This window comes from Actinomadura graeca, from assembly GCF_019175365.1.
GTDB lineage: Bacteria > Actinomycetota > Actinomycetes > Streptosporangiales > Streptosporangiaceae > Spirillospora > Spirillospora graeca.
The window spans coordinates 2,690,755-2,716,415 of record NZ_CP059572.1 but is presented as its reverse complement, the minus strand read 5'-3'; the positions used below and the strand labels follow the sequence as shown (position 1 = coordinate 2,716,415).

At 73.4% G+C, this 25,661-nt stretch carries 22 protein-coding genes; 14 read left to right on the top strand and 8 right to left on the bottom strand.

The annotated features are described in order from the left end of the window. Window positions 1–10: 10 nt before the first annotated feature. From AGRA3207_RS39795 to AGRA3207_RS11905, 5 genes are read left to right on the top strand one after another with little or no spacing between them, the layout of a single operon-like run. Window positions 11–844 carry a cupin domain-containing protein gene (locus tag AGRA3207_RS39795; RefSeq protein ID WP_273700031.1) on the top strand — a complete coding sequence of 278 codons (834 nt, stop codon included), beginning with the start codon at window positions 11–13 and terminating at the stop codon, window positions 842–844. Beyond that, window positions 841–2,097: a beta-ketoacyl-[acyl-carrier-protein] synthase family protein gene (locus AGRA3207_RS11920; protein WP_231334665.1), complete on the top strand. Its 1,257-nt coding sequence runs from the start codon at window positions 841–843 to the stop codon at window positions 2,095–2,097. Before AGRA3207_RS39795 ends, AGRA3207_RS11920 begins: the two co-directional genes overlap by 4 nt. Beyond that, window positions 2,094–3,320, top strand: coding sequence for a beta-ketoacyl synthase N-terminal-like domain-containing protein (locus tag AGRA3207_RS11915; protein WP_231334664.1), 1,227 nt, complete (start codon window positions 2,094–2,096; stop codon window positions 3,318–3,320). The genes AGRA3207_RS11920 and AGRA3207_RS11915 overlap by 4 nt, the downstream gene beginning before the upstream one ends. A gap of 13 nt (window positions 3,321–3,333) precedes the next feature. Then, window positions 3,334–4,704, top strand: a complete 1,371-nt coding sequence (locus AGRA3207_RS11910; protein WP_231334663.1) for an alpha/beta hydrolase family protein — start codon at window positions 3,334–3,336, stop codon at window positions 4,702–4,704. Further along, complete coding sequence (locus tag AGRA3207_RS11905; RefSeq protein ID WP_231334662.1) at window positions 4,704–5,351, top strand: NAD(P)-dependent oxidoreductase; 648 nt, start codon at window positions 4,704–4,706, stop codon at window positions 5,349–5,351. Before AGRA3207_RS11910 ends, AGRA3207_RS11905 begins: the two co-directional genes overlap by 1 nt. Before the next feature lie 165 nt (window positions 5,352–5,516). Here the strand turns inward: AGRA3207_RS11905 and AGRA3207_RS11900 are convergent, their stop codons facing one another. Beyond that, window positions 5,517–6,161: a superoxide dismutase family protein gene (locus AGRA3207_RS11900; protein WP_231334661.1), complete on the bottom strand. Its 645-nt coding sequence runs from the start codon at window positions 6,159–6,161 to the stop codon at window positions 5,517–5,519. A 230-nt stretch (window positions 6,162–6,391) separates the two neighbouring features. Here AGRA3207_RS11900 and AGRA3207_RS11895 point away from each other — a divergent pair, with 230 nt between their 5' ends. After that, window positions 6,392–6,913, top strand: a complete 522-nt coding sequence (locus AGRA3207_RS11895; RefSeq protein ID WP_231334660.1) for a DoxX family membrane protein — start codon at window positions 6,392–6,394, stop codon at window positions 6,911–6,913. Between the two features lie 48 nt (window positions 6,914–6,961). Here AGRA3207_RS11895 and AGRA3207_RS11890 read toward each other — a convergent pair whose 3' ends face one another. The 7 genes from AGRA3207_RS11890 to AGRA3207_RS11860 form a co-directional block, all read right to left on the bottom strand. Next, complete coding sequence (locus AGRA3207_RS11890) at window positions 6,962–7,924, bottom strand: NAD(P)H-dependent flavin oxidoreductase (RefSeq protein ID WP_231334659.1); 963 nt, start codon at window positions 7,922–7,924, stop codon at window positions 6,962–6,964. Beyond that, on the bottom strand, window positions 7,921–9,531 hold the full coding sequence (locus AGRA3207_RS11885; protein WP_231334658.1) for an AMP-binding protein: 1,611 nt from the start codon (window positions 9,529–9,531) through the stop codon (window positions 7,921–7,923). The genes AGRA3207_RS11890 and AGRA3207_RS11885 overlap by 4 nt, the downstream gene beginning before the upstream one ends. After that, complete coding sequence (locus AGRA3207_RS11880; RefSeq protein WP_231334657.1) at window positions 9,528–10,403, bottom strand: enoyl-CoA hydratase/isomerase family protein; 876 nt, start codon at window positions 10,401–10,403, stop codon at window positions 9,528–9,530. Before AGRA3207_RS11880 ends, AGRA3207_RS11885 begins: the two co-directional genes overlap by 4 nt. 2 nt (window positions 10,404–10,405) lie before the next feature. After that, on the bottom strand, window positions 10,406–11,593 hold the full coding sequence (locus AGRA3207_RS11875) for a CaiB/BaiF CoA transferase family protein (RefSeq protein WP_231334656.1): 1,188 nt from the start codon (window positions 11,591–11,593) through the stop codon (window positions 10,406–10,408). After that, window positions 11,590–12,345, bottom strand: coding sequence for an enoyl-CoA hydratase/isomerase family protein (locus AGRA3207_RS11870; RefSeq protein WP_231334655.1), 756 nt, complete (start codon window positions 12,343–12,345; stop codon window positions 11,590–11,592). Before AGRA3207_RS11870 ends, AGRA3207_RS11875 begins: the two co-directional genes overlap by 4 nt. After that, window positions 12,338–13,282: a hydroxymethylglutaryl-CoA lyase gene (locus AGRA3207_RS11865; RefSeq protein ID WP_231334654.1), complete on the bottom strand. Its 945-nt coding sequence runs from the start codon at window positions 13,280–13,282 to the stop codon at window positions 12,338–12,340. Before AGRA3207_RS11865 ends, AGRA3207_RS11870 begins: the two co-directional genes overlap by 8 nt. Window positions 13,283–13,388: 106 nt before the next feature. Next, window positions 13,389–13,880, bottom strand: coding sequence for a MarR family winged helix-turn-helix transcriptional regulator (locus AGRA3207_RS11860; RefSeq protein ID WP_231334653.1), 492 nt, complete (start codon window positions 13,878–13,880; stop codon window positions 13,389–13,391). Window positions 13,881–14,063: 183 nt separating this feature from the next. Between AGRA3207_RS11860 and AGRA3207_RS11855 the strand changes: the two genes are divergently transcribed. From AGRA3207_RS11855 to AGRA3207_RS11820, 8 genes are read left to right on the top strand one after another with little or no spacing between them, the layout of a single operon-like run. Continuing rightward, on the top strand, window positions 14,064–15,527 hold the full coding sequence (locus AGRA3207_RS11855; protein WP_231334652.1) for an NAD-dependent succinate-semialdehyde dehydrogenase: 1,464 nt from the start codon (window positions 14,064–14,066) through the stop codon (window positions 15,525–15,527). Between the two features lie 10 nt (window positions 15,528–15,537). After that, window positions 15,538–16,854, top strand: coding sequence for an aminotransferase family protein (locus tag AGRA3207_RS11850; protein ID WP_231334651.1), 1,317 nt, complete (start codon window positions 15,538–15,540; stop codon window positions 16,852–16,854). A 48-nt stretch (window positions 16,855–16,902) separates the two neighbouring features. Further along, window positions 16,903–17,952, top strand: coding sequence for an ABC transporter substrate-binding protein (locus tag AGRA3207_RS11845; RefSeq protein WP_231334650.1), 1,050 nt, complete (start codon window positions 16,903–16,905; stop codon window positions 17,950–17,952). An 8-nt stretch (window positions 17,953–17,960) separates the two neighbouring features. After that, window positions 17,961–18,839, top strand: coding sequence for an ABC transporter permease (locus AGRA3207_RS11840; protein ID WP_231334649.1), 879 nt, complete (start codon window positions 17,961–17,963; stop codon window positions 18,837–18,839). After that, window positions 18,832–19,695 (top strand): ABC transporter permease, encoded by an 864-nt coding sequence (locus AGRA3207_RS11835; RefSeq protein ID WP_231334648.1) that lies wholly within the window; start codon window positions 18,832–18,834, stop codon window positions 19,693–19,695. The genes AGRA3207_RS11840 and AGRA3207_RS11835 overlap by 8 nt, the downstream gene beginning before the upstream one ends. Continuing rightward, window positions 19,695–20,834, top strand: coding sequence for an ABC transporter ATP-binding protein (locus AGRA3207_RS11830; RefSeq protein ID WP_231334647.1), 1,140 nt, complete (start codon window positions 19,695–19,697; stop codon window positions 20,832–20,834). Before AGRA3207_RS11835 ends, AGRA3207_RS11830 begins: the two co-directional genes overlap by 1 nt. A 58-nt stretch (window positions 20,835–20,892) precedes the next feature. Beyond that, complete coding sequence (locus AGRA3207_RS11825; protein ID WP_231334646.1) at window positions 20,893–23,895, top strand: aminotransferase class III-fold pyridoxal phosphate-dependent enzyme; 3,003 nt, start codon at window positions 20,893–20,895, stop codon at window positions 23,893–23,895. Further along, the gene (locus tag AGRA3207_RS11820; RefSeq protein ID WP_231334645.1) at window positions 23,896–25,542 is read left to right on the top strand and encodes an amidohydrolase; all 1,647 of its coding nucleotides are present in this window, start codon (window positions 23,896–23,898) and stop codon (window positions 25,540–25,542) included. Window positions 25,543–25,661 lie beyond the last annotated feature (119 nt).

Genomic DNA, 25,661 nt, shown 5'->3' with positions numbered 1-25,661 from the left:
GGGAGCCACCGTGATCGGACACACCGACAACGCCATCGAGATCGACGCGCCCGTCCCGTTCGTCTTCGCGCAGACCAACGACGTGCGGACCTGGCCGGACCTGTTCTCCGAGTACGCCAAGGCCGAGGTCCTGGAGGAGGACGAGGACTCGGTCACCTTCCGCCTGACGATGCACCCGGACGAGCAGGGCCGCGAGTGGTCCTGGGTGTCCACGCGCGCCTGGGACACGAGCACCTGGACCGTCCGGTCCCGGCGGGTCGAGAAGGGCCCGTTCGAGTTCATGAACATCACCTGGACGTTCGAGGAGCTCGCCGCCGACCGCACCCGGATGCGCTGGGTGCAGGACTTCGAGATGAAGGACGGCGCGCCGCTCGACACCGCCGGGATGACCGACCGGATCAACGCGAACACGGCGGTCCAGATGGGGCTGATCAAGGACAAGGTGGAGCGGCGCCGCCGGACGGCCGTCGGGTTCCACGACGTGCCCGCCAACCGCAAGCGCGGCGGCGACGTCCGCACGATGGTGTCGCCCGCCACGGCCGGGTCGACGTCCGGGTTCTGCGGCGCCGTGCGGCTCGCGCCGGGCGAGAAGGTCACCGAGCACTACCACCCCTACTCCGAGGAGTACCTGTTCGTCGCGACCGGCGAGCTGCGGGTCGAGCTGGACGGCGAGCCGCTCGCCGTCGGCGCCGAGCAGGCGCTGCTCATCCCCCGCAACGTCCGGCACCGGCTGGTGAACGAGGGCGACGCGGAGGTCCTCGCGGTCTTCCAGCTCAGCCCGCTCGCGCCGCGCCCCGAGCTCGGCCACGTCGACACCGAGTCCTATCCCGAGGAGGTCTCATGAGGAGGGTGGCGGTCACCGGGATCGGGGTCGTCGCGCCCGGCGGCCCGTCCCGCGAGGAGTTCTGGCAGCGCATCGTCGACGGCAAGCCCGCCGTCCGGCGGATCACCGCGTTCGAGCCGTCCGGTTACCGGTCGCGGATCGCCGCCGAGATCGACTTCGATCCGGCCCGGTACGGGCTGACGCCGCGCGAGACACGGCGGATGGACCGGTTCGTGCAGTTCACGGTGGCGTGCGCGGACGAGGCGCTCGCCGACTCCGGCATCGAGTTCACCGACCGCGACCGGGTCGGCGTGTCGATCGGCTCCGCCGTCGGCGCGACGATCACGCTGGAGGACGAGTACGTCGTCGCCAGCGACCACGGCCGCGACTGGGTCGTCGACCACCGGCACGCCATGCCGTTCCTCTACCAGGCGCTCGTGCCGTCCAGCGCGGCGGCCGAGCTGTCGGCCCGGTACGGGGTGCACGGCCCGGCCGGGGTGGTCTCGACCGGCTGCACGTCCGGGATCGACGCGCTCGGGCACGCCCTCCAGCTCATCCAGGACGGCGAGGCCGACGTGATGATCGCGGGGGCGTCCGACGCGCCGATCTCCCCGATCACGGTCGCGTGCTTCGACGCGATCCGCGCCACGACGCCGTCCAACGACGACCCGGAGGGGGCGTCCCGGCCGTTCGACAACGACCGCAAGGGCTTCGTGCTGGGGGAGGGCGCCGCCGTCCTCGTCCTGGAGGAGCTGGAGCACGCGCGGGCCCGCGGGGCCGAGGTGTACTGCGAGGTCAGCGGGTACGCGGCGCGCGCCAACGGCTTCCACATGACCGGGCTGCGGCCCGACGGGTTCGAGCTCGGCGAGGCGATCGTGGACGCGCTGGACCAGGCGTTCCTGAACGCCGACGACATCGGCTACATCAGCGCGCACGGCTCGGGCACCAAGCAGAACGACCGGCACGAGACCGCCGCGTACAAGCGCGCCCTCGGCGAGGCCGCGCGGGACGTGCCGATCAGCTCGATCAAGTCGGTGATCGGGCACTCGCTGGGCGCGATCGGCTCCATCGAGATGGCGGCGTGCGCGCTGGTCATCGACCGGGGCGTGGTGCCGCCCACCGCGAACCTGCACACCGCCGACCCCGACTGCGACCTGGACTACACGCCGCTGGTGGCGCGGGAGGCGCGCGTCGACCACGTCCTGTCGGCGGGCAGCGGCTTCGGCGGGTTCCAGTCCGCGATGGTGTTCAGCCGGGCGGGGGCGCTGTCATGAGGGCCCGCCGCGCCGTCATCACCGGCCTCGGCGTCGTCGCGCCGACCGGCATCGGCGTCACCGGGCACTGGGAGGCGACGCTGGCGGGCGACTGCCGGATCGCGCCCGTCCGCGACTTCGACGCCTCCGCGCTGCCGGTGCGCCTCGCCGGGCAGGTCGAGGGGTTCGAGCACTCGGAGTTCGTCGAGAACCGGCTCGCCGTCCAGACCGACCGGTGGACGTGGATGGCCCTCGCGGCCACCCAGCTCGGGCTCGTCGACGCCGCGCTCGACCCGGCGAAGGAGGACCCGTTCAAGCTGTCGGTGCTGACGGCGAGCGCGTCCGGCGGCAACGCCTTCGGGCAGCGGGAGATCCAGGCGCTGTGGAAGGACGGCCCCCGCCAGGTGAGCGCCTACCAGTCGATCGGCTGGTTCTACGCGGCGAGCAGCGGCCAGATCTCCATCAAGCACAAGCTCAAGGGCGCCTGCGGCGTGCTGGTGGCCGACGCCGCCGGGGCCGTGGACGCGCTGGCCGCGGCGCGCCGGCAGATCCGCCGGGGGCTCGCGGCGGTGGTGACCGGCGGCACCGAGGCGCCGCTGTCGCCGTACGCGCTGGCCTGCCAGTCCGGCACGGGCGCGCTGAGCGGGGAGACCGACCCCGCCCGCGCGTACCGCCCGTTCGCCGCCGACGCCACGGGCCACGTGCCGGGGGAGGGCGGCGCGATGCTCGTCGTCGAGGAGCAGGCACACGCCCGCCGCCGCGGCGCGCCGCAGGTGTACGCCGAGGTCGCCGGCACCGCCTCCACCCACGACGCGTTCCACGTCACCGACGCCGCGCCCGACCACGGGCAGCTCGCGCGGGCGATGCGGCTGGCCCTCGACCGCGCCGGCGTCGCGCCGGACGGCGTCGGCGCCGTCTTCGCCGACGGCGCGGGCGTCCCCGAGTCCGACCGGCTGGAGGCCGCCGCGCTGCGCGAGGTGTTCGGGCCGCGGCGGGTCCCGGTGACGGTGCCGAAGACCATGACCGGGCGCCTGTGCTCCGGCGGCGCCGCCCTCGACCTGGCCTGGGCCGCGCAGGCGCTGAGCACCGGGATCATCCCGCCCTCGGTGAACCTGGACGGGCGGGACGACCTGGACCTGGTCACCTCCCCGCGGGAGGCGCCCGGGCTCTCCGCCGTCCTCGTGGTGGCGCGCGGCGCCGGGGGCTTCAACTCCGCGGCCGTCCTCAGGACGCCCGATGACTGACGAGAGGACTCGCATGCGGTTAACGGCCATCGGCTCCGCCCTGCTGCTCACCGCGCCGCTGGTCGCCGGCGCGGGGGGCGCGCGGGCCGACACACCCCCCGGCCATGTGGAGGGCACGCTCCCCAGCGGCGCCACCTGGGCCATGGACGTCCCGTCCGGCTGGAACGGGACGGTGCTGCTCTACAGCCACGGCTATGTGGCGGAGGGGCAGCCGAACCCGGCGCGCAACACCACCACCGACGCCGTCCGGGACGCCGCCCTCGCCCGCGGCTACGCCCTCATCGGCTCGTCCTACTCCCGGACGGGATGGGCCGTGGGCGAGGCCGTCCCCGACCAGCTCGCCACCCTCGACGAGTTCACCCGCCGCTTCGGCGCGCCGCGGCGCAAGATCGCCTGGGGGACGTCCTACGGCGGGCTCGTGACCACGGCGCTGGCGGAGCGGCACGGCGGGCGCTTCGACGGGACCCTCGCGCTCTGCGGGCTCCAGCAGGGCGGCGTCGCCCACTTCAACGCCCTCCTGGACACCACGCACGCGGTCAGGACGCTCATCGGCGGCCTCGACGACGTGCCGCTGACCGGCGTCCCCGACCAGGCCACCGCGGCGCAGTGGGCGGCGAAGGCGACGGCCGCGGTGCGCCGGGCGCAGGAGACCCCGGAAGGGCGGGCCCGCGTCTCCCTGGCGGCCGCCCTCTACAACCTTCCTCCCTGGCCGGGCCCGATGGTGCCCGAACCGGCCCCGGACGACTACGACACCTGGGAGGTCAACCAGCAAAGGCACATGGTCGGCCCCTTCTTCAACGTCGCCTACACGTGGCGGGCGGAGATCGAGGCCCGCACCGGAGGCAACGTCTCGTGGAACCGGGGCGTCGACTACCGCTCGCTGCTCGCCAAGTCCTCTGACAAGAAGGAGGTGGAGACGCTGTACGGCAAGGCGGGTCTGTCGCTGAAGAAGGACCTGACGGCCTTGAACAAGGGCGCTGCGGTGCGGGCCGACCCGTCCGCGGTGGCGCGCCTGGCCCGGGGCAGCGTGTTCGCCGGGACGCTGAGGACGCCGATGCTGACCGTCCACACCACGGGCGACGGCGTGGTGCCGATCCAGGTGCAGAACGGGTACCGGCGCCTCGTCGGCGACGACGCGCTGCTGGGGCAGGCGTACGTGCGGCGCGCGGGCCACTGCAATTTCACCACCGGTGAGGTACTGACGGCGATCACGACCCTGGAGGCCCGGCTGGACGGGGCGACCTGGACGCTCGACCCGGCCGCGCTCAACCGCGCCGCGCAGGACATCGACCCGGCGGTCCCGGCGTTCACCGACGCCGACCCCGGCCCCTACCTGCGCCCCTTCGACGCCCCGCACCTGCCCGGCGGCCGGGGAGGGTCGTGATGCGGCTGACGGTGTTCGGCGCGACGGGCAGCACCGGCGGCCCGTTCGTCCGCCAGGCGCTCGACGCGGGCCACGAGGTGACCGCCGTGGTCCGCGGCGACCCGGCGGCCCTGGCCGACCGGATGCCGGAGGCCGGGGGACGGTTCCTCGCGGTCCGCGCCGACGTCATGAACCCGGCCGAGATCGAGCCGTTCGTCTCCGGGCGCGACGCGGTCGTCTCCGTCCTCGGCTCGGCGGGGAGGGCGCCGTCGCGGGTCCGCGAGAAGGCCGCCGAGAGCGTGACCACGGCGATGGCGAGGGCGGAGGTGAGGCGCCTGGTGATCGTGAGCGTCAGCGCCGCCTACACCGAGGCGAAGGACGACCCGTTCGCGCGCCTCGTCGTCAAGCCCCTGGTCCGGCGGATCCTCAAGCATCCCTTCACCGACGCGCGCGCGATGGAGCGGGTCGTGCGCGGGTCCGGCCTCGACTGGACGATCATCCGGCCGCCCCGGCTCACCGGGGGCGCACTCACCCGCGACTACCGCATCGGGGTGGAGGGGGGCCTGCGCGGCGCCTACCGCATCTCCCGCGCCGACCTGGCCGACTGTCTGATCGGGATCCTCGACGATCCCGACTTCCACCGGGCCACCGTCTCCCCGGGCTACTGACCGGGACCGCTCGCGCCGGGCCGGCCCTCGCCGGCCCGGCCTTCCGCCGGGCCGGCCGGCCGGGCCGCCGTCGCCCCGGCATGGCCCGGCACCGGCCCGGCCCTCCGGTCCTCGCCGGACGCGAGGACCGGAGGGCGGTCCCGGGCGGCTCGGCCCCGGGTGGACTCAGCCCTTACCGGACTTGCCCGACTTGCCGGACTGACTGATCACGCCGCACGCGGCGCGGCCGCCGGCGTCGCCCGTGGCGAGGGTGCCGGCGTCCGGGCCCTTCTTGCCGTCGGCGGTGGCGTAGCGGTCAGGGATGTTGGCATGGTTGTCCGGGTTCACGTGGATGATGATCGCGCTGCCGTCGGCGTCCATCAGGTTCTCCGCGGTGAAGCGGTCGGTGATCGCCTCGCCCTGCCCGCGCCCGTCCTGGTTGACCAGCAGGTTGGGCAGGTCGCCCGAGTGCGAGGGATGGGTGTGCGTGGAGTCCAGGTTCAGGTGGGTCCCGGCGGTGAAGAACGGGCTGACCTTGCCGGTGCTGGGGTCCACGGCATTGGGGTCGCACTTGCCGGTGGTGTGGATGTGGAACCCGTGGAAGCCCGGCGCGACGTTCATGACCCGCACGCTCAGCCGTTCCTGCTTGCCCATCGGCGCGACGGTCAGCGTGCCGACGACCTCGCCCTTCACGTCGCGGATCTGCGCCGTCAGGTCACGCCGTCCCGCGTCGGTGGCCGCGTTCACGGCCGCCGAGACCGCCACCGTCCCGGCCAGCCCGCCGAGGGTGGCCAGGGCTGTCAACTGGGCGATCGACACAATCCTCTTCATCTCGTCACCTCTCCAGACCGGCGGGCGGAACGGGGTTAGGCGCCCACCGGGTGCCTTGGTAGCGCCGGGGGCCCCCGCGGGGCAATGCGCCGCGCCGGATCGGGCAGGCAGCGAACAGGGGTTGGCAGCGAAGGTCACTTTGATGGTGGAAAGGTCTAGCCAGAACGGTGAGCCAATAGGAAACTTACCGATCAGATGGCTTACCCTGTCCCCCGCCAATGGGAGCCCCCATGTCCGTCAGGACGCATCCCACGCCCCCCGCCCATCGCACCGCCGACACCCAGGCCCCCTACGCCTGGGCGGCCGGCCGCCTCTGCCTAGGCTGGATCTTCGCCTGGGCCTTCCTCGACAAGCTGCTCGGTCTCGGGAAGCCCGCCACCTCCGGCTGGCTGGACGGGACGTCCCCGTCCAAGGGCTTCCTCAGCCACGTCGAGGGCCCCTTCAAGGGGATGTTCCACTCCATGGCCGGCCAGACCTGGGTCGACGTGTCCTACATGTTCGGACTCGCCGGACTCGGTGTCGCACTCCTCCTCGGCATCGGACTGCGGATCGCCGCGGCAGGTGGAACGATCCTGCTCGCGATGCTGTACGCGGCGTCCCTGCCGCTGGAGACCAACCCGTTCATGGACGAGCACTGGATCTACGCCGCGCTGCTGATCGCGGTCGCCTGGGCCAACGCCGGTGACACGCTCGGGCTCGGCGGCCCCTGGTCCCGCATCGGCCTCGTCCGCCGCTTCCCCGCCCTGCGCTGACCGTCAGGCGTCCGCCGCCGGGCCGGTGCCCGGCGGCGGACGTCCCGGTCAGTCACGCAGGGGGGCGGGCATCCGGGTGAGCGCCGCCGCGTACTCCTCGGCGAGGGTCCGGACGATCACCTCCGCGGGGAGGATCGCGTCGATCAGCCCGGCCGACTGGCCCGCCTCGACCTTGCCGCGGACGACGTCGCCCTCGAAGGCCGCCATCCGCAGCGTGGACGCGGCGAACTCCGCGCGGCGCCGCTCCAGCGCCGCGGCGGTGCGCTCCAGTTCGGTCATGCGGTCGGCGAACTCGTTGGCCAGCAGCCGGATCATGCCGATCTGGTGCCCGACCGTCCGGGTGTCGCCGACCCCGGCGGCCAGCACGGCGGCCTTGTACGCCGGGTGCAGGTCGGACTCCTCGCTCAGCAGGAACCGCGTGCCGAACTGCGCCGCGCCCGCGCCCAGCGCGAGTGCGGCGGCCAGCCCCTCGCCGTCGGCGAAACCGCCGGAGGCGATGATCGGGACCTCCGGCGTGTGCCGGGCCACCGCCCTGACCATCACCAGGGTGGACACCAGGCCCGCGGGCGGATGGCCGCCCGCCTCGGCGCCGACGACGACGAGGGCGTCCACCCCGGCGCCGGCGGCCTTGGCCGCGTGCTCCTCGCCCGCCACGACGTGCAGGCAGAGCGTCCCGGCGTCCTTGAACCGCTCGATGTAGCGCTTGGGGCCGCCCTGCGAGGCGATCAGCACCGGGATCCGCCGGGCGCACAGCAGGTCCATGACCTCCTCGGCGCCCTTGCGGTACAGCGGCAGGTTCACCGCGTACGGCCGGTCGGTGCCCGCCTCGACCTCGTCGATGGCGCGCGCCAGGTCGGGCAGCCGCATCGGCCCCGCGGCGATCACGCCGAGCCCGCCGGCGCGGGACACCGCCAGCGGCAGCGCCGACCCCGACGACGCCCACGACATGCCCGCCTGGACGATCGGGAGGTCCACGCCCAGCAGCCGGGTGACGGGCGTCTCGATCCTCATCGGCCCTCCGACTCCAGCAGCAGCCGCGCGTGCTCGGCGAGGTGCCGTTTCTGCACCTTGGAACTCGCGGTCATGCCGATCTCCTCGAACCCGGCGACGACCCGCAGGTGCCGCGGCGCCTTGAACCCGGCCAGCCGCTCGCGCGCCCAGCCGAGGATCTCCTCCGGCCCGGCCTCGCAGCCCTCGGTGAGCACGACGAACGCGAACGGGACCTCGATCAGCCGCGCGTCGGGCACCCCGACCACCGCCGCCTGCTTGATCTTCGGATGCCGGTGCAGGACGTCCTCGACCTCGGTGGGGGCGACGTTCTCCCCGCCGACGCGGATGAGGTCCTTGGCGCGGCCGGTGAACTCCAGCCGCCCGTCCGGGCCGAGCCTGCCGAGGTCGCCGGTGGACAGCCAGCCGTCCGGCGACAGCGCCTCCGCCGTCTCCTCGGGCATCTCGTAGTAGCCGCGCATGACGTTCCAGCCGCGCACGAGGATCTCCCCGGTGTCCCCGGCGGGGACGTCGAGGCCGGTCCCGGTGTCGCGGATCCGGACCTCGACCCCCGGCTCGGGCAGCATCCGCCCGGAGACCCGCACCTCCTCCGGCTCCCACCAGGCCGACTGCGCCACGTTCGGGGACGCCTCGGACAGCCCGTAGCCGACGACGCACTCGGCCGCGCCGAGCTCGTCGATGATCCGCCGGACGATCGCCGGTGACGCCGCCGCCCACGCCCCCCGAAGCCGCAGCCTCCGCCGGGGCAGGTCCGGATGGTCGAGCAGCATCAGCGCGATCGTGTCGTTGCCGGAGAAGTGGGTGCAGCGCTCGGCCTCCATCAGCCGCAGCGCCTCACCGGCCTCGAACCGGTCCATGGTCACGAGCGTCGCGACGTGCTGGAGGCACGCCAGCACCGACAGCGTGCTGCCCGCCGCGTGGAAGAACGGCCGCGCGCTGTGGAACCGGTCGCCGGCCCGCAGCCCGAGCCGCGTGCCGGAGAAGAACGCGTCCGCGCACATGTTGCGGTGGGTCAGCAGCACGCCCTTCGGGTAGGACGTCGTGCCGGAGGTGTACTGGATCAGCAGCACGTCGTCGGGGTCGGAGCACGGCTCCACCTCGGGCGCGGGCCCGGCGAGGAACGTCTCCCAGGACCGCGCGCACTCCGGCACGTCCTTGCCGAGCACGACCACGTCCCGCAGGTGGGGCAGCGCCGGGTCGGGCAGGGACGAGCCGACGCCGGGGCAGATCCGCCGCAGCATCGCGGTGAAGTCGATGTTGAGGAACCGGTCGGCGGTGAACAGCAGCGTCGCGCGGGACTGCCGCAGGACGTAGGCGATCTCGTCCTCGCGCAGGCGGGTGTTGACCGGCACCGTCACCGCGCCGAGGGAGCCGATCGCCACGAACAGCGACACCCACCGAGGACCGTTCCCGAGGCAGACCGCGACATGGTCGCCGCGCCGCACCCCCGCCGCGGCCAGCGCGGCGCGGACGGCGGTCACCTCGGCGTCCAGCTCCGCGTAGGTGATGTTCCCCTGCCGCGAGACGACGGCCTGCACGTCCGCCGCCACGTCCGCCGCCCGCCGCAGCGCGGCGTCGGCGGTCAGCGGGCACACCCCGCTCAGATTCACAGCCCAGCTCCGTCCACCGGCTCCCACCGCCCTGTAGTTCCTTCCCCGTCCGCCGGCTCCCGCCCCCGGTCGCCGGAGGCGGGACGGCCAGCCGGTGCCGCGCCGCCGTCGCGCGGCCCGGGGCGCGCCCCGGCGTTGAAGGCGCCGACGCCCTCGCGCCAGGCGCCGTCGGCGAGGCAGCGCTCGATCGCGGCCATCTCGATCCTGATCCCGTTGGCCAGGTCGGTCTCCGAGCCCAGGTCGATCGCCTGCTTGGTCAGCGACATCGCCAGCCCGGGCGCCCCGGCGATCGCCGCCGCGAGCTTCTCCCCGGCCGCCGCCAGGTCCGCGGCGGGGACGAGCCGCTGGACGAGGCCCACCGACAGCGCCTCCTCCGCCTCCATCGTCCTGGAGGTGAACAGCAGCTCCTTCGCGCGGCGCTTGCCGATGACGCGCTGGAGCCGCTGCGTCGCGCCGACCGTGCCCCAGTGCGGCTCGGGGAACCGGAACGAGACGTCGTCGGCGGCCACGACGAAGTCGCAGGACATCGCGATCTCGCCGCCCGACCCGACGACGGGGCCGTGCGCGAGCGCGACCACCGGCTTGGAGCACCGCTCGATGGCGTCGTAGGCGGCGAACGAGGCGATCCGGCGGGCGCGGACCCAGTCCTCGTCGCGGCCCTTGCGCTCCCGCAGGTCGGCGCCCGCGCAGAACGCGGGGCCGTTCGCGCGCAGCAGGACGGCGCGGACGGCGGGATCGGCGTCCAGCGCCGCGAACGTCTCGCGCAGCCGGTGGCACATCGCGAGGTTCAGCGCGTTGCGCGCGGCCGGCCGGTTCAGCACGGCGTGCACGACGGCGCCGTCCCGCAGGACCAGTACGGGATCCTCGTCCATGTCTAGATCGTCCCTTCGTCGCGGAGCCGGGAGATCTCCGCCTCTCCCAGGCCGAGCAGCTCGGTCAGAACCGCGTCGGTGTCGGAGCCGAGCAGCGGCGGCGCCGCGGGCTCCGGCCGGTCGTACCCCTCGATGCGCAGGGGTGCGCCCAGCGCGGGGAACCGGCCCTCGCCGGGATGGTCGAAATGCCCGACCATCCCGCGTTCGATGGTGTTGCGGTCGGTGAGCGCCTCCCGGACGGAGTTGACCTCGCCGGCGGGCACCCCCGCCGCGCGCAGCGCGTCCGCCAGCGCGTCCCTCGGCCATGTGGCGAAGGCGCGGGTGAGGCCGGCGGTCACGCGCTCGCGCTGGGCGACCCGCCCGGCGTTGGTGGCGAGGTCGGGGTCGGCGGCCAGCTCGTCGAGGCCGAGCACCGAGCACAGCGGCCCCCAGTGGTGGTCGCTGCCGCTGATGTGCAGGTACCGGCCGTCCGCGCACTCGAACGCCGCGGACGGCACCCGGCCCGGATGCGCGGTGCCGGTGCGCGGCGGGTCCTCGTCCAGCGCGAACAGCCGGGCGGCGGCGACCGCCAGCAGGCTGACCTGGACGTCCATCATCGCCAGGTCGGCGTGCCCGCCGCGCCCGGAGGAGCCGCGCCCGGCGAGCCCGGCCAGCGCCGCGATGACGATCCACAGCCCGGACGTCAGGTCGGCGATGGGGACCCCGGCCTTGGCGGGGGGCGTGTCCGGGTGGCCGGTCAGCGCCATGACGCCGGACAGCGCCTGGAAGACGGTGTCGTACCCCTTGCGGTCGGAGTACGGGCCGGACTGGCCGAAGCCGGTGGCGGACACGTAGACCAGGCGGGGGTTCTCCTCCGCGAGCGCCTCGTAGCCGAGGCCGCGCTTGTCCATGGAGCCGGGCAGGAAGTTCTCCACCACGACGTCGGCGTGCCGGGCGAGGCCGCGGGCGATCTCCTGCCCGCGCGGGGTCGCCAGGTCGAGGGTGATCGAGCGCTTGCCGCGGTTGAAGGCGAAGAAGTAGGCGCTCTCACCGCCGGGCAGCCGGGGCTCGAACCGCCGGGACTCGTCCCCGCCGCCCGGCCGCTCCACCTTGATCACCTCGGCGCCCAGCTCGGCGAGGATCTGGGTGGCCATCGGCCCGGCGAGCACCCGGGAGAAGTCCAGCACCCGGATCCCGTCCAGCGGCCTCACGTGCGGAACCCGCGCATGATCGCGTTGACGTCCCCGCCGGTCCGCATCGCCTCTTCGAAGGGCAGGTCGGCCACCCGGTAGAACAGCCCCTTGGCCGCGCACATCGCGTCCGCGTTCACCTCGGCCCAGGCCGTGGCGATCTCCAGGGCGGCGGCGACCTCCTCGCCCGGCTCGACCACCCGGTTGGCCAGGCCGTGCGCGGCGAGCTCCCGCGCGTCCAGGATCCGGCCGGTGCTGATCAGCTCGAAGGCGAGCTTGCGGCCGAGGTGGCGCTGGAGGCCGGTCATCACGATCGCGGGGACGAGCGAGTGCCGCAGCTCGGGGTAGCCGAGCCGGGTGTCGGACGCGGCGACGACCATGTCGCAGCCGAGGGCGAGGCCCGCGCCGCCGCCCATGGCGTGCCCCCGCACCGCGGAGACGACCGGCTTGGTCAGCTGCTGCGGGAGCATCTGGGTGCGCATGGTCAGCTCCGCGCGCCGGACGACCGCGCCCTGGTCGTCGGGCGTGAGGTCCGTGAACTCCTTCACGTCGGCCCCGGCGCAGAAGGCCCGCCCGGCGCCGGTCAGGACCACCGCGCGGACCGCGCCGTCCGTGTCGGCGGCCCGGAGCCCCTCCAGCAGGGCGGCGGTGAGCTCGGTGTTGAGCGCGTTGAGCTTGGCGGGACGGTTCAGCCGCAGCACCCGGACGGCGCCGTGGTCCTCCGAGACCAGCACGGGCGGGTGCCCGGGGCCGGGTGAATCGTGCTCAGGCATCCTGGAACTCCTTCCGGCCGGCGGGGCCGAAGCCGGCCCGCGCGACCATGCTGTACAGCCGGCGGCCGAGCACCCGCTCGCACATCCGTGACGCGTCCATGAGCTTGCCGAGGTCGAGCCCGGTGCCGACGCCCTCCGACTCCAGCAGGTTGACCAGGTCCTCGGTGCACACGTTCCCGGTCATGCCCTGGCCGTACTGGATGCGCGTGGGGTGGCCGCCCACGCCGCCGAGGGAGCTGTCGAAGTCCCGGCACCCGGCCTCCAGCGCCGCGACGCAGTTGGCGATGCCGGAGCCGCGGGTGTTGTGGAAGTGCGCGATGAACGGGACCTCCGGGTGGGCGGAGGCGACCCGCCCGAACATCGCCTTGACGGTGCTCGGCGTCGCGAGCCCCGTGGTGTCGCCGAGCGTGACCATGTCCACGCCGAGGTCGGCGAACCTGGCCGCGTCCTCGGCCACCACCCCGGGGTCGACGTGCCCCTCGAACGGGCATCCGAACGCCACCGAGATCACGCCCACCAGCCGGAAGCGGCCGCCGGCGAGCCGGACCATCTCGGCGACGGCCGCCCACTGGCGCTCCCGCGTCGTCCGCATGTTCCGCTCGGTGTGGGACTCGGTCGCCGAGACCAGCAGGCTCAGCTCGTGCGCGCCGTGCCCGGCGTCCAGGTCCGCGAGCGCGCGCCGCACGGCGCGCGGGTTCGGGCAGGTCGCCTTGTACGACACGCCCGCCGGCCGGGGGAGCCCGGCCAGCACCTCGCTCGCGTCGCGGAACGCGGGCACCCGCTCCGGGTGGCTGTACGAGGTCGCCTCGACACGGGTGAAGCCGGCGTCGGCGAACGCGCCGATCAGTCCGATCTTGGCGTCCGCCGGGACGTCGGTCTCCTCGTGTTGCAGGCCGTCACGGGCGAAGCATTCGCAGATCGTGACTCGGTCGGTCATGTGCGGCCGCCCTCCTGAAGTGTCGCCACGCGGGTCGTCACTTGCAGGGATACATGGCAGGTGTTGATGATGTCAACACCATCTCACGGCCGGTGGCCGGTGTCACTCAGTGTTCGGCACGCTCCAGTGCCCGTCCGACCGCGGCCAGCTTGCGCAGCGCCGAGTCGAGAACCTCCTGCTCAAGCGGCGTGAGGCAGGCCAGGAACGCCTCGTTGCGGTCGTTGGCGGCGCCGATCAGGCCGCGGTAGAGCGCCTTCCCGCTGCGTGTGAGGCTGAGCTGCGTGCTGCGCCCCGGACCCGGCTCCCGTTCGACCAGCCCGCGCTCGGTCAGCTTGGCGGCGACCCGGCTCATCTGCGCCTTGTCCAGGCCGGCGAGGCGGGCGAGCTGGTTGACCGCCTGTGGCTCGTCCGCGCCGAGCAGTGCTACCGTCCGCCATTCGTGCAGGCTGACACCGTACTCTCGGCGGTAGCGGAGGGCGGCACTGCGGGACAGCGCGTTCGCGACCCGGTGGAGCCGGTAGGACAGCAGCTCCCGGATCGGCAGGAGCGCGGTCGCCTCGGCGGCGGGATCCGCCGAACGGGCGGGATCTGGGTTCATGTGCCCACTGTAAAGCCGGAAACGGATCCGGTGATAGGTGTTGACAAATACAACACTGGCCTCCAAGACTGCTGACCTGTAGCGATTCACCGGCCGGCCATCCGCCGGCCACGGCGCATCCGGGATTCGGCGTTTCCCGGGATTCCCGGGACATCGGCGCGAGCCAGACACGAGGAGGGGCACATGCCCGTAGACCCGTCCACCGCCACCCTGCTGATCGACGGGGACTGGCGAACGGGCGCCGCCACGTTCGAGGTGCTCGACCCCGCGACCCTGGAGGTCGTCGGGCACGCCGCCGACGCCGGGCCGGAGGAGGCCCTCACGGCGCTGGACGCGGCCTGCGCGGCCTTCCCCGCCTGGCGTGCGACGAGCGCGGAGGAGCGCGCCACCGCCCTGCGCGCCGGCGCCGCCGCGATCCGCGCCGCGGCCGGCACGCTCGCGGCGATCATGACGGCGGAGAACGGCAAGCCGCTGCACGAGGCGCGCGGCGAGGTCATGGGCAGCGCCCGGATGCTCGACTGGGCCGCCGAGGAGGGCCGCCGGGCCGGCGGGCGGGTCACCCCGCAGGCCGCCGGAGGCCCCGGGCTGGTCCTGCGCGCCCCCGTCGGCCCCGCGCTCGCGATCACCCCCTGGAACTTCCCGGCGAGCATGCTGGTCCGCAAGGTCGGGCTCGCCCTCGCCGCCGGCTGCCCGGTGATCGTCAAGCCCGCCGAGCAGACCCCGCTGATCGGCACCGAGCTGGTGCGGATCATCGCCGAGGCGGGCGGGCTGCCCGCCGGGGTCCTCCAGTCGATCACCACGACGCGCCCGGCCGAGGTGGTGGGCGCGCTGCTCGCCGACACCCGGCTCCGCAAGGTCAGCTTCACCGGATCCACCGAGGTCGGCCTGAGCCTGATCCGCTCGACGGACACCCACCTGCGGCGGACGTCGCTGGAACTGGGCGGGCACTCCCCGGCCATCGTGCTGGAGGACGCCGACCTCCCCGCCGCCGCCGCTGCCGTCTCCGCCGCCAAGTTCGCCAACGCCGGGCAGAGCTGCATCGCCGTCAACCGGCTGTTCGTCCACCGCACGGTGTACGAGGAGTTCCTGCCGCTGCTGCTGGAGCGCGTCGCGGCGCTGCGCGTCGGGCACGGCGCGGACGAGGGCACCACCCTCGGCCCGCTGATCGACTTCGCCGGCCTGGACAAGGTCGAGCGGCACGTCGCCGACGCGGTCAAGCGCGGCGCCGCCGTCGCGGCGGGCGGCCGCCGCTGGAGCCCGCCGGAGGGCGGCGCCAGGGCCGGGCTGGGCGGCGCCTTCTACGAGCCGACCGTCCTCACCGGAGCAGACGACACCATGCTGATCAGCTCCGAGGAGACCTTCGGCCCGGTGCTGCCGGTCTACGTCTTCGACGACGAGGACGAGGCGATCGAGCGCGCCAACACCACCGACTACGGGCTGGCGGCCTACGTCTTCGGCTCGGCCCTCGCCCGGCTGTGGCGCGCCGCCGACCGGCTGGACTTCGGCATCGTCGCCGTGAACGACCCCGCCCCCGTCCGGCCCGAGCTGCCGTTCGGCGGGATGAAGAACAGCGGCCAGGAGCGCGAGGGCGGCAGCGAGGGCATCGACGCCTACCTGGAGACCAAGTCGATCTCGATGAAACTGTGAGGGCGGTGTCATGACGCTGGAACAGCAGGTCGCGCAGGACCGGGCCGGGGCGGACCGCACGCGGGAGCTCGCCGAGCTGGACGCGCGGACGATCGTCCATCCGCACAGCGTGATCGGGGCGCCGGCCGAGGCGCTGGTCCTCGACCGCGGCGAGGGCGCGATCGTGTGGGACGTGGACGGCCGCTCCTACATCGACGGCACCTGCGGGCTGTGGCAGTGCCCCGTGGGCCACGGCCGCCGGGAGCTGGCCGAGGCCGCCGCCGGGCAGATCGCGAAGCTGGAGTTCTACTCCTCCTTCGGCGACTACTCCAACGAGCCCTCGATCCGGCTGGCCGAGCGGCTCATCGGGCTGGCCCCGGCCGGGCTGTCGCGGGTCTTCTTCACCAACGGCGGGTCCGAGGGCAACGAGACGGCGATCAAGCTGGCGCGGCTCGCGCAGCACCACGCCGGGCACCCCGAGCGGACCGTCGTCCTCGCCCGCTCCGCCGGGTACCACGGGATGGGCGGCGGCTCGCTCGCCGCCACCGGCATCGACCGGCTCCGCGAGGGCTTCGGGCCGCTCGTCCCCGGCATCGAGTTCCTCGGCAAGCCGCACGCGCTCGCGGACGATCCGGGCGCGGCCGACCGGCTGATCGCCGAGCTGGAGGAGCGGATCGAGCGGATCGGGCCCGAGCGGATCGCCGCCTTCATCGGCGAGCCCGTGCTCGGGGTCGGCGGCATGGTCCCGCCCCCGGACGGCTACTGGCCGCGGGTGCAGGAGATCCTGCGCCGGCACGGCATCCTGCTGATCGTCGACGAGATCGTCACCGCGTTCGGACGCACGGGCCACTGGTTCGCCAGCGAGCGCTACGGCATCGAGCCCGACATGATCGTCATGGCGAAGGGCCTGTCCAGCGGTTACATCCCGATGGGCGCGGTGCTGATCGGCGACCGCGTCCTCGACCTGGCCGACGGGGCGGCGTTCCTGCACGGCTTCACCTACAACGGCCATCCGGTCGGCGCGGCGGTGGCTCTCGCGAACATCGAGATCCTGCGCCGCGAAGGGCTCCTCGAACGGGCCGACAGGCTCGGCAGGCGGCTGCTGGACGCGCTCAAGCCGCTGGAGGAGCTCGACCACGTCCTGGAGGTGCGCGGCGTGGGCCTGATGCTCGGCATCGAGTTCGCCCGCGGCGACACCTCCGGCGTCCAGGCCGGTGCACGGGCCGAGGGCGTGATCGTTCGCGCCTCCGGCACCAGCATCGTGCTCTCCCCACCTCTGGTGATCACCGAGGAGCAGGTGGACACCCTTGCGCGGATACTGAACGAGCAGGTCAGAGCCGCGCACTAGCAAGACAAGATCCGTCGGGGATCCATTTACCGAGCACTGGAGGAGACCGTGCGTCGGAACAGAGGCATCAGGACCAGGGCCACGGCCGCCGGTCTGGCCGTGGCACTGGTCGCGGCCTGCGGGATCGGCAACCCGTCGAGCAAGAGCGACGCGTTGACCTTCGTGTCGACCGGGAGCCCCTTCCAGGACTACCAGAACAAGGCGTGGGCGGAGCCGTTCACCGCGCAGACCGGGGTGAAGGTCCGCAACGACGGCCCGGTGGACGAGGCGCGGATGAAGACCATGGTCGAGGCGCGCAAGGTGAGCTGGGACGTCGTGGACACCAGCGCCGCCGCCGCCGTGCAGTACTGCGGCAAGTACCTGGAGAAGCTCGACTTCTCCGTGATCGACAAGAACGTCTTCCCGAAGGGGACCGTCGGGGACTGCGGCGTCCCGGCGTACAACTACAGCCTGATCTTCATGTACGACAAGGAGAAGTACAAGAACGACCCGCCCACCAAGATCGGCGACTTCTTCGACGTGAAGAAGTACCCGGGACGGCGGATCGTGCCGCCCGAGATCGCCGTGGGGCTGCTGGAGGCCGCGCTGATGGGCGACGGCGTCCCCGAGAAGCAGCTCTACCCGCTGGACCTGGACCGCGCCTTCCGCAAGCTGGAGCCGATCAAGAAGTCGACCACCTTCGCGAAGACGTACGGGCAGCAGCAGCAGATGATGGTGGACCGGCAGGTGGACATGGCCCTCGTGCTGTCCGCCCGCGCCTACCAGTCGCTCAAGGCGGGGGCGCCGTTCCAGCCCGTCTGGGACAAGACCGTCGTGAACTGGGACGACCTCGTGGTGCCCAAGGGCGCCCCGAACAAGGAGCAGGCGATGAAGTTCATCGCCTTCGCGTCCCGGAACGACCCCTCGGCCAAGCTGGCGCAGCTGGCCTCCGTCCAGCCGATCAACGAGAGCATCGTGCCGAACTACGACCCGATCCAGCAGCGGGTGAACCCGTTCACGCCCGACCGCAAGCACTCGATCGTGCGGTCGGACGCCGAGTGGTGGGGCCAGAACTTCGACGCGGTCACCAAGCGCTACACCACCTGGCTCGCGGGGTGAGGTAACCCATGACGACGACGATCACGGCACGGTCCCGGGGGCGCGAGGCGGCACGCCCCCGGGGGCGGGCGGCCTGGTTCGTCCTGCCGGCGACGGCGCTGTTGCTGGTGTTCTTCTTCTATCCGATCGCCACCATCGTGTGGCGCAGCTTCACCGAGCCGGCCGCCGGTTTCGGCAACTACACCGGCCTGCTGCACGACGGCCTGTCGGTGAAGGTGCTGGTGCGGACGCTGGTCACGGCGCTCATCGTGGCCTCGGTCACGCTGGTGATCGCCTACCCCTACGCCTACGCGATGACGCGGGTGAAGCCCCGGACCCGGGGCGTGCTGACGGTGATCGTCCTGCTGCCGTTCTGGACGTCGCTGATGGCCCGCAACTTCGCCTGGTACATGCTGGAGCAGCGCGGCGGGCCCATCGACCGGTTCCTCGGCCTGATCGGGTTCGACGGCGTCGTGCTGCTCGGCACCGTCGCCGGCGTGACGGTCGCGATGGTGCAGGTCATGCTGCCCTTCATGGTGCTGCCGCTGTACAGCGCCATGGAGCAGATCGACCGGCGGCTGCTGGACGCGGCGGGCAGCCTCGGCGCCCCGCGCTGGCGGGCGTTCGCGCGGGTCCACATCCCGCTGTCGGTGCCGGGGATGCTCTCCGGCTTCTCGCTGGTGTTCATCATGACGCTCGGCTTCTACATCACCCCGGCGCTGCTGGGCTCGCCGCAGAACTCGCTGATCTCCCAGGTGATCGGCGAGCGGGTCAGCAAGCTGCTGGACTTCGGCGGCGCCGGGGCGCTCGGCACGGTCCTGCTCGGGGTGACGCTGCTGGTGCTGTTCATCGTGTCGCGGTTCGGCGGCCCGGCGAAGGCCCTCGGAGGGGCGGTGACCCATGAGTGAGCAGGTGATCGACCAGGTGGAGGGGCACACGGGCGGCTCCGCGGCCGAGCCCGCGAGCCCGGTGAAGGTCCAGCGGGACGGCGGGATCGGCTGGGGCCTGCGGACGGCGGTGGCGCTGACCGCGCTGCTGCTGATCGCCCCGACCGTCGTGGTCATCCCGATGAGCTTCTCCGGCGCGTCCACCTTCGAGTTCCCGCCGAAGTCGTGGTCGCTGCGCTGGTACAAGTCGTTCTTCGGCTCCGAGAAGTGGATGTACGCGCTGCTCACCTCGGTGCAGATCGGGCTGCTGGTCGCGGTCACCGCGACCGTCCTCGGCGTCGCGGTCGCGCTCGGCCTCACCCGGTCGCGGTTCCGCGGGCGGGGCGCCGTCCGGCAGCTGATGATGGCGCCGATGATCATGCCGGGGATCGTGGTCGCGATCGCGATCTACGGGGTGTTCATCCGCTGGCAGCTCAACGGCACCGCCATCGGGTTCGTGCTCGCGCACACCGTGCTGGCGCTGCCGTTCGTCGTGACGGCGGTGTCGACCAGCCTCGCCGGCTACGACCGGACGCAGGACATCGCCGCCGCCACCCTCGGCGCCACGGCGTGGACGACGTTCTTCCGGATCACCGTCCCGCAGGTCGCGCCGGGCGTGCTGTCCGGCTTCGCGTTCGCGTTCGTCACCTCGCTCGACGAGGTCGTCGTCGCGCTGTTCCTCCAGACGCCCGACATCCAGACCCTTCCGGTGCAGATGTACAACTCCATCACCCTGGAAATCGACCCCACCATCGCTGCGGCGTCGAGCGTGATGGTGGTCGCCACCACCCTCGTCCTGCTCATCCCGCAGTTCGTTCGCCGCGAGCGGAGGACATGATGAACCCGACCAGCAAGGACGCCTCCCGCGGAATCCGGATCAAGGGGGTGTCGAAGCACTATGCGGGGACGCCGCGGCCGGCGGTGGACGACGTCTCGCTCGACATCGCCGACGGGGAGTTCATGACGCTCCTCGGGCCGTCCGGCTCGGGCAAGACGACGATCCTGTCGATGCTCGCCGGGTTCGTGTCGGTGTCCGCGGGGTCGATCGAGATCGACGGCCAGGACGTGTCCCGGCTGAAGCCGCACAAGCGCGACCTCGGCGTGGTGTTCCAGCAGTACGCCCTGTTCCCGCACCTGACGGTGGCGAAGAACGTCGCGTTCCCGCTCCAGCAGCGCAAGATGCCCAAGGCCGAGATCGCGGCCAAGGTCGCCGAGACGCTGGACCTGGTGCACCTCGGCGACTACGCCGACCGGCTGCCCCGGCAGCTGTCCGGCGGGCAGCAGCAGCGCGTCGCACTGGCCCGCGCCGTGGTGTACGAGCCGCGCGCCCTGCTGATGGACGAGCCGCTCGGCGCCCTCGACAAGCGGCTGCGCGACCAGCTCCAGCGCGAGATCGCGCGGATGCACCGCGAGCTGGGGATGACCTTCATCTTCGTCACCCACGACCAGCACGAGGCGCTCACGCTGTCCGACCGCATCGCGGTGTTCAACGAGGGCGGCATCGAGCAGGTCGGCACCCCCGCCGACCTGTACGAACGGCCGGAGACGCTGTTCGTCGCGCAGTTCCTCGGCGAGTCCACCGGGTTCCGCGGGACGGTCGACAAGGCCGCCGGGATCCTGCGGTGCGGCTCGCACGCCCTGCGGGCGCCGCGCCTGGACGCGGGCCTCGACGGCGCCCCCGGCGTCGCGGTGGTCCGCCCCGAGCGCCTCGTCCTGCACGCGGAGGCGTCCGCGGTGGCCGCCGACCACAACCACATCGGCGCCACCATCACCGAGATCGTCTACGTCGGCGACCGGCACCAGGTGGGGCTGCGCTTCGACGACGGGACGCAGGGCGTCGCCTCGCACCCCGTCGGGCCGTCGCTGCCCGCGATGCCGGGGGAGCGGGTCGCCGTGAGCTGGGACCCGCGCCACCAGGCGATCGTCCCCGACCGTCCCGGCGGCGCGGCCACCGAGGTCGTCCCGGCGGGCGCATGAAGCACGACCGACCGAGTCCGGTCATCCGAGTCCGACCACCGCGAATGGAGTTCTGTCCGTGGCACCGCACACCGACGACGGCACCGTGACCGACGCGCGCTACGAGCGCATCACCGCCGGCCCACCCGAGGTGAGCGACGCGTTCCTGCGGGACGTCCTGCGCGAGGGCTTCGGGCTCGACCCGGTCACGCTCCGGCCCCTGGCCGGCGAGACCGACCGCAACACCCATGTCGTGGACGGCGCGGGCGCCGAGTACGTCCTGAAGGTCACCGGGCCCGCCGAGCGGCGGGCGGCGGAGTTCCAGACGGCGCTGCTCGGCCACCTCGCGGGCCAGGACCTCGGTTTCGCGGTCCCGGAGGTCGTCTTGGACCGTTCCGGGGCGCCCTCGCGGGACGTGGACGGGCTGCTCGTCCGGCTGCTGACCTACGTGCCGGGCCGACCGCTCGCCGAGGTGCCCCGCAGGTCGGCCGAGCTGCTCGCAGACATCGGCGCGGTCGCCGGCCGGCTCGGCGCCGCCACGGGGACGTTCGCCGCGGCCGAGCCGCCGCCCGCCCACTACTGGGAGTTCGCGCACGCGGGGACGGCGCTCGGCGCGTCGCTGCCGCACGTCGGGGACCCCGGGCTGCGGGCGGCGGCCGGGCTGATCCAGGCGCGGTACCTGCCGCTGCTGGACGAGCGGCTCGGCGCGCTGCCGGTCGCGGTCGTCCACCACGACCTCAACGCCTTCAACCTGCTTGTCCGGCGGGACGGCTCCCGCACCCGCGTGTCCGGCGTGATCGACTTCGGGGACGCGGCGCCCGCGCCGCGGATCGCCGACCTCGCGGTGCTGGCCTCCAGCGCGATGCGCGGCGCGGACCGCCCGCTGGCCGTCGCCGCCGCGCTGACCGCCGCCTACCACGCGGCGTGCCCGCTCACCGAGGCCGAGATCGACCTGCTGTTCCCGCTGATCGCCGTCCGGTCGGCGGCGGTCGCGGCGACCACCGCCCGGCTCGCCGCCGGGCGGCTGCACGGCGACCCCCGGCACCGCTCGTCGGCGGCCGCCGGCCTCGTCCGCACGCTCGCCGACGTCCCCGCCGAGGTGGGCGCCGCCGCCGTCCGGCAGGCGTGCGGGCTGCCCCCGCACGCCGCCACCGCGGCCGCCGCCGCCTGGCTCGCCGGGCACGCCGGGCAGGCCACCGCGCCGGTCGCCGGACGGCTCGGCCCCCTCGACCTCGCCATCACCGGCGACTGCTACGACGGCGCCGACCCGCGCGAGCCCGACGAACTGCGCGCCGCCGCCCGCGAGGCCGTCCTCCACCACGGGGACGGGACGCCGGTGGGCCGCTACGGCGAGCCGAGGTTCCTCGTCCCCGCGCGGCGCGGCGCCGACGTCACCCTCGGGATCGACCTTTTCGCCGCGACGGACACGCCGGTCCTCGCGTCCCTCGCCGGGCGCGTCGAGGCCGTGGGCGCCGCCGGGACGGACCTGATCCTGCTCCACGAGCCGGCCGAGGGCGTACGCTTCCGCACCCTCTACACCGGCCTGACCACGGTGCCGGCGCCCGGCACGGACGTGCCCGCCGGCGGACGGCTCGGCGAGGTCGCCGCTGACGCCCGCGACGGCCTGCCGCCCCGCGTGCGGATCCAGGTCACGGCCGTCCCCGTCGCGGACGGCGCCGCCACGTCCTGGACGGCCGTCCCGCGGGAGGCGCCCGGCGACGAGCAGGAGCTGTGGCGGGCGCTGTTCCCCGACCCGACGCCGCTGCTCGGCGACCAGGACGCGGTCACCGCCTGGACGCCTGCCGGGGACGGGGCGCTGGCCAAGCGCCACCGGCACCTGCCGAACAGCCACCCCACCTACTTCAGCCGCCCGATCACCATGGTCCGGGCGCGGAACTGCCGGTTCTACGACGAGCACGGCCGGTCCTACCTCGACGCGCTCAACAACGTCACGCTCGTGGGACACAGCCACCCGCGCCTGGTCGAGGCCGCCGCGCGCCAGCTCGGCAGGCTCAACACCAACACCCGGTTCGTCTACGACGTCCTGTCGGAGTACGCCGAGCGGCTCACCGCGACGCTGCCGGACGGCCTCGACGTCGTCTACTTCGTCAACTCCGGCAGCGAGGCCAACGACCTGGCGCTGCGGATGTCCCGCTACCTCACCAAGCGGGAGGACGTCGTCATCATCGACGACGCCTACCACGGGTACACCTCGGTGGTCGCCGACGTCAGCCCGTCCCGCTACCGCCACTACGGCAAGCCGGACACCACCCACCCCACCCCCAACCCCGACCGCTACCGGGGACGCTACGGCTACGACGACCCCCAGGCGGGCGCGCACTACGCCGCGCACGTGACGGAGACCTTCGACCGCCTCGCCGCCGAGGGCCGCGCGCCCGCCGCGTTCCTGTTCGAGGCGCTGCTGGCGGGCGGCGGCCAGGTCGTCCTGCCGCCCGGCTACCTCGCGCCGATCTTCCAGACGGCGGCCCGGCACGGCGCGATGACGATCGCCGACGAGGTCCAGGTGGGCTTCGGGCGGCTCGGCGAGGCGTTCTGGGGGTTCGAGACGCAGGACGTCGTCCCGGACTTCGTGACCATGGGCAAGGCGATGGGCAACGGGTTCCCGGTGGCGGCGATGGTCACCACGCGGGAGATCTCGCAGGCGTTCGACCCCGCCGGGCGGTTCTTCTCCACCTACGGCGGCAACCCGGTCGCCTGCGCGGTCGGGCTGGAGCTGCTGAACGTCGTGGAGGAGGAGAACCTCCAGGACAACGCCCTGAGGACGGGCCAGTACCTGCGGGACGTGCTGGCCGCGCTGGCGCCCCGGCACGAGATCATCGGCGACGTCCGCGGCCAGGGCTTCTACAGCGGCGTCGAGTTCGTCCTGGACCGGGAGACCAAGGAGCCCGCCTCCGAGGAGACGCTGATCATCTGTGAGCGGCTCAAGGACCGCGGCGCGCTCGTCTACCCGACCGGCCCGGCGTGGAACATCCTCAAGCTCAAGCCGCCGCTGACGTTCACGCCCGCGCACGCCGACGAATTCGCAGCGGCGCTGGACGCCGTGCTTGAGGAGGGATGGTAGATGACCACGGCGACGACCCAGGCCGACCTCGTCCTGCACGGCGGCAATGTCGTCACCCTCGACGGGGCCTCGCGCACCGCGACCGCCGTCGCGGTGGCGGGCGACCGGATCCTCGCCGTCGGCGACGACCGGCACGTCCGCTCCTTCGCGGGCCCGTCGACGTCCACGCTCGACCTGGACGGGCGGACGGTGCTGCCGGGGATCAACGACGCGCACCTGCACCTGGCGATGTTCGGGCTGTCCGGCTACGCCGTCGACCTGAACGGCGTCGATTCGCTCGCTGCCCTGCACATCGCGCTCGCCGGGGCCGGCGCGGGGCCCGGCGGCGGCGACTGGCTGGTCGGCGAGGGCTGGCGCGAGGCGAACATCGCGGAGTTCGACCCGACCCCGCACCGCACCCACCTCGACCCGGCCACGGGGGGCCGCCCCGCCGTCCTGCACCACGCCTCGCGGCACTCGGTCCTGGTCAACACCGTCGCGCTGGAACTCGCCGGGATCACCCGCGACACCCCGGACCCGCAGGGCGGCGTGATCGTCCGCGACCCGTCCGGCGAGCCCACCGGCCTCCTCCTCGAAGCCGCGAAGGACCTGGTGACCCGGTACGTCCCGGAGCACTCGGAGGAGGAGCGCCTGGACGCGATCGTATCCGCCATGAGCACGCTCAACTCCCTCGGCATCACCAGCGTCACCGACCCGATCGTCTGGCCCGGGCTGCTGCGCGACTACATCACCCTGCGCAGGCAGGGCCGGATGACCGTCCGCGTCAACACGCTGCTGCACTGGGACTGGCCGTCGCCGTCCAGTACGTCCGAGGGTCTCGCGAGGGCGCTGTCGTACGCGGGCCTGTCCACCGGGCTGGGCGACGACTGGCTCCGCGTCGGCGGCTGCAAGCTGTTCGCCGACGGGGTCCCCACGCAGTGCACCGCCTGGCTGCACCAGCCCTATCCCGAGGGCGGGACGGGCCACCTGGTCACCCACGGGGACGACGAGGAGGCCCGCTACGACGAGCTGATGCGCATGATCGAGCTGGCGCACCGCAACCGCCTCCAGGTCCAGGTGCACGTCACCGGCGACCGCGCGGCGGACGCGGCGATCGACGGGCTGGCCAGGGCGCTCAAGGCCGACCCCTGGCCGGACGCGCGGCACGCCCTCATCCACGGCACGCTCCTCACCGAGGACTCCTACGCCCGGCTCGCCGAGCACGGCATCGGCGTGATCACCAGCTCGCTGATGAAGTCGCACAGCGGCGCGTCCATGACCCGCTCCATCGGGGCCGGCCGCTGGTCGCGGGCGTTCCCCGCCGGAGCGCTGCTCGCCGCCGGGGTGCACGTGGCCGACAGCTCGGACGCGCCGGTCTGCTTCCCCGACTGGCGCCGCGGCGTCGCCACCTTCACCGGCTCCCCGCCCGGCCCGTACGCCGACGTCCCGGACGACCTGCGGCTCACCCGGGAGCAGGCCCTGCGCCTCTGGACGACGGACGCCGCGCACTTCGAGCACGCCGACGACCGCAAGGGGGCGATCGTCCCCGGGTACCTGGCGGACCTGGTCGTCCTGGACGGCGACGCGATGACCGTGGACGCCGGACGCCTCCAGACGCTGACGCCGACGCTCACCCTCGTCGGAGGCCGCGCCGTCCACTCACAGTGATCATTTTTAATGCGCCATAACGGGTGGGAAACAGGTGGCTTGGCCGGAATACCGGCCAAGCCGCTTGTGGCCAAACGTGCCGATCCGACCGCCGGGATCGCCCGTCCGGCCCGATAATG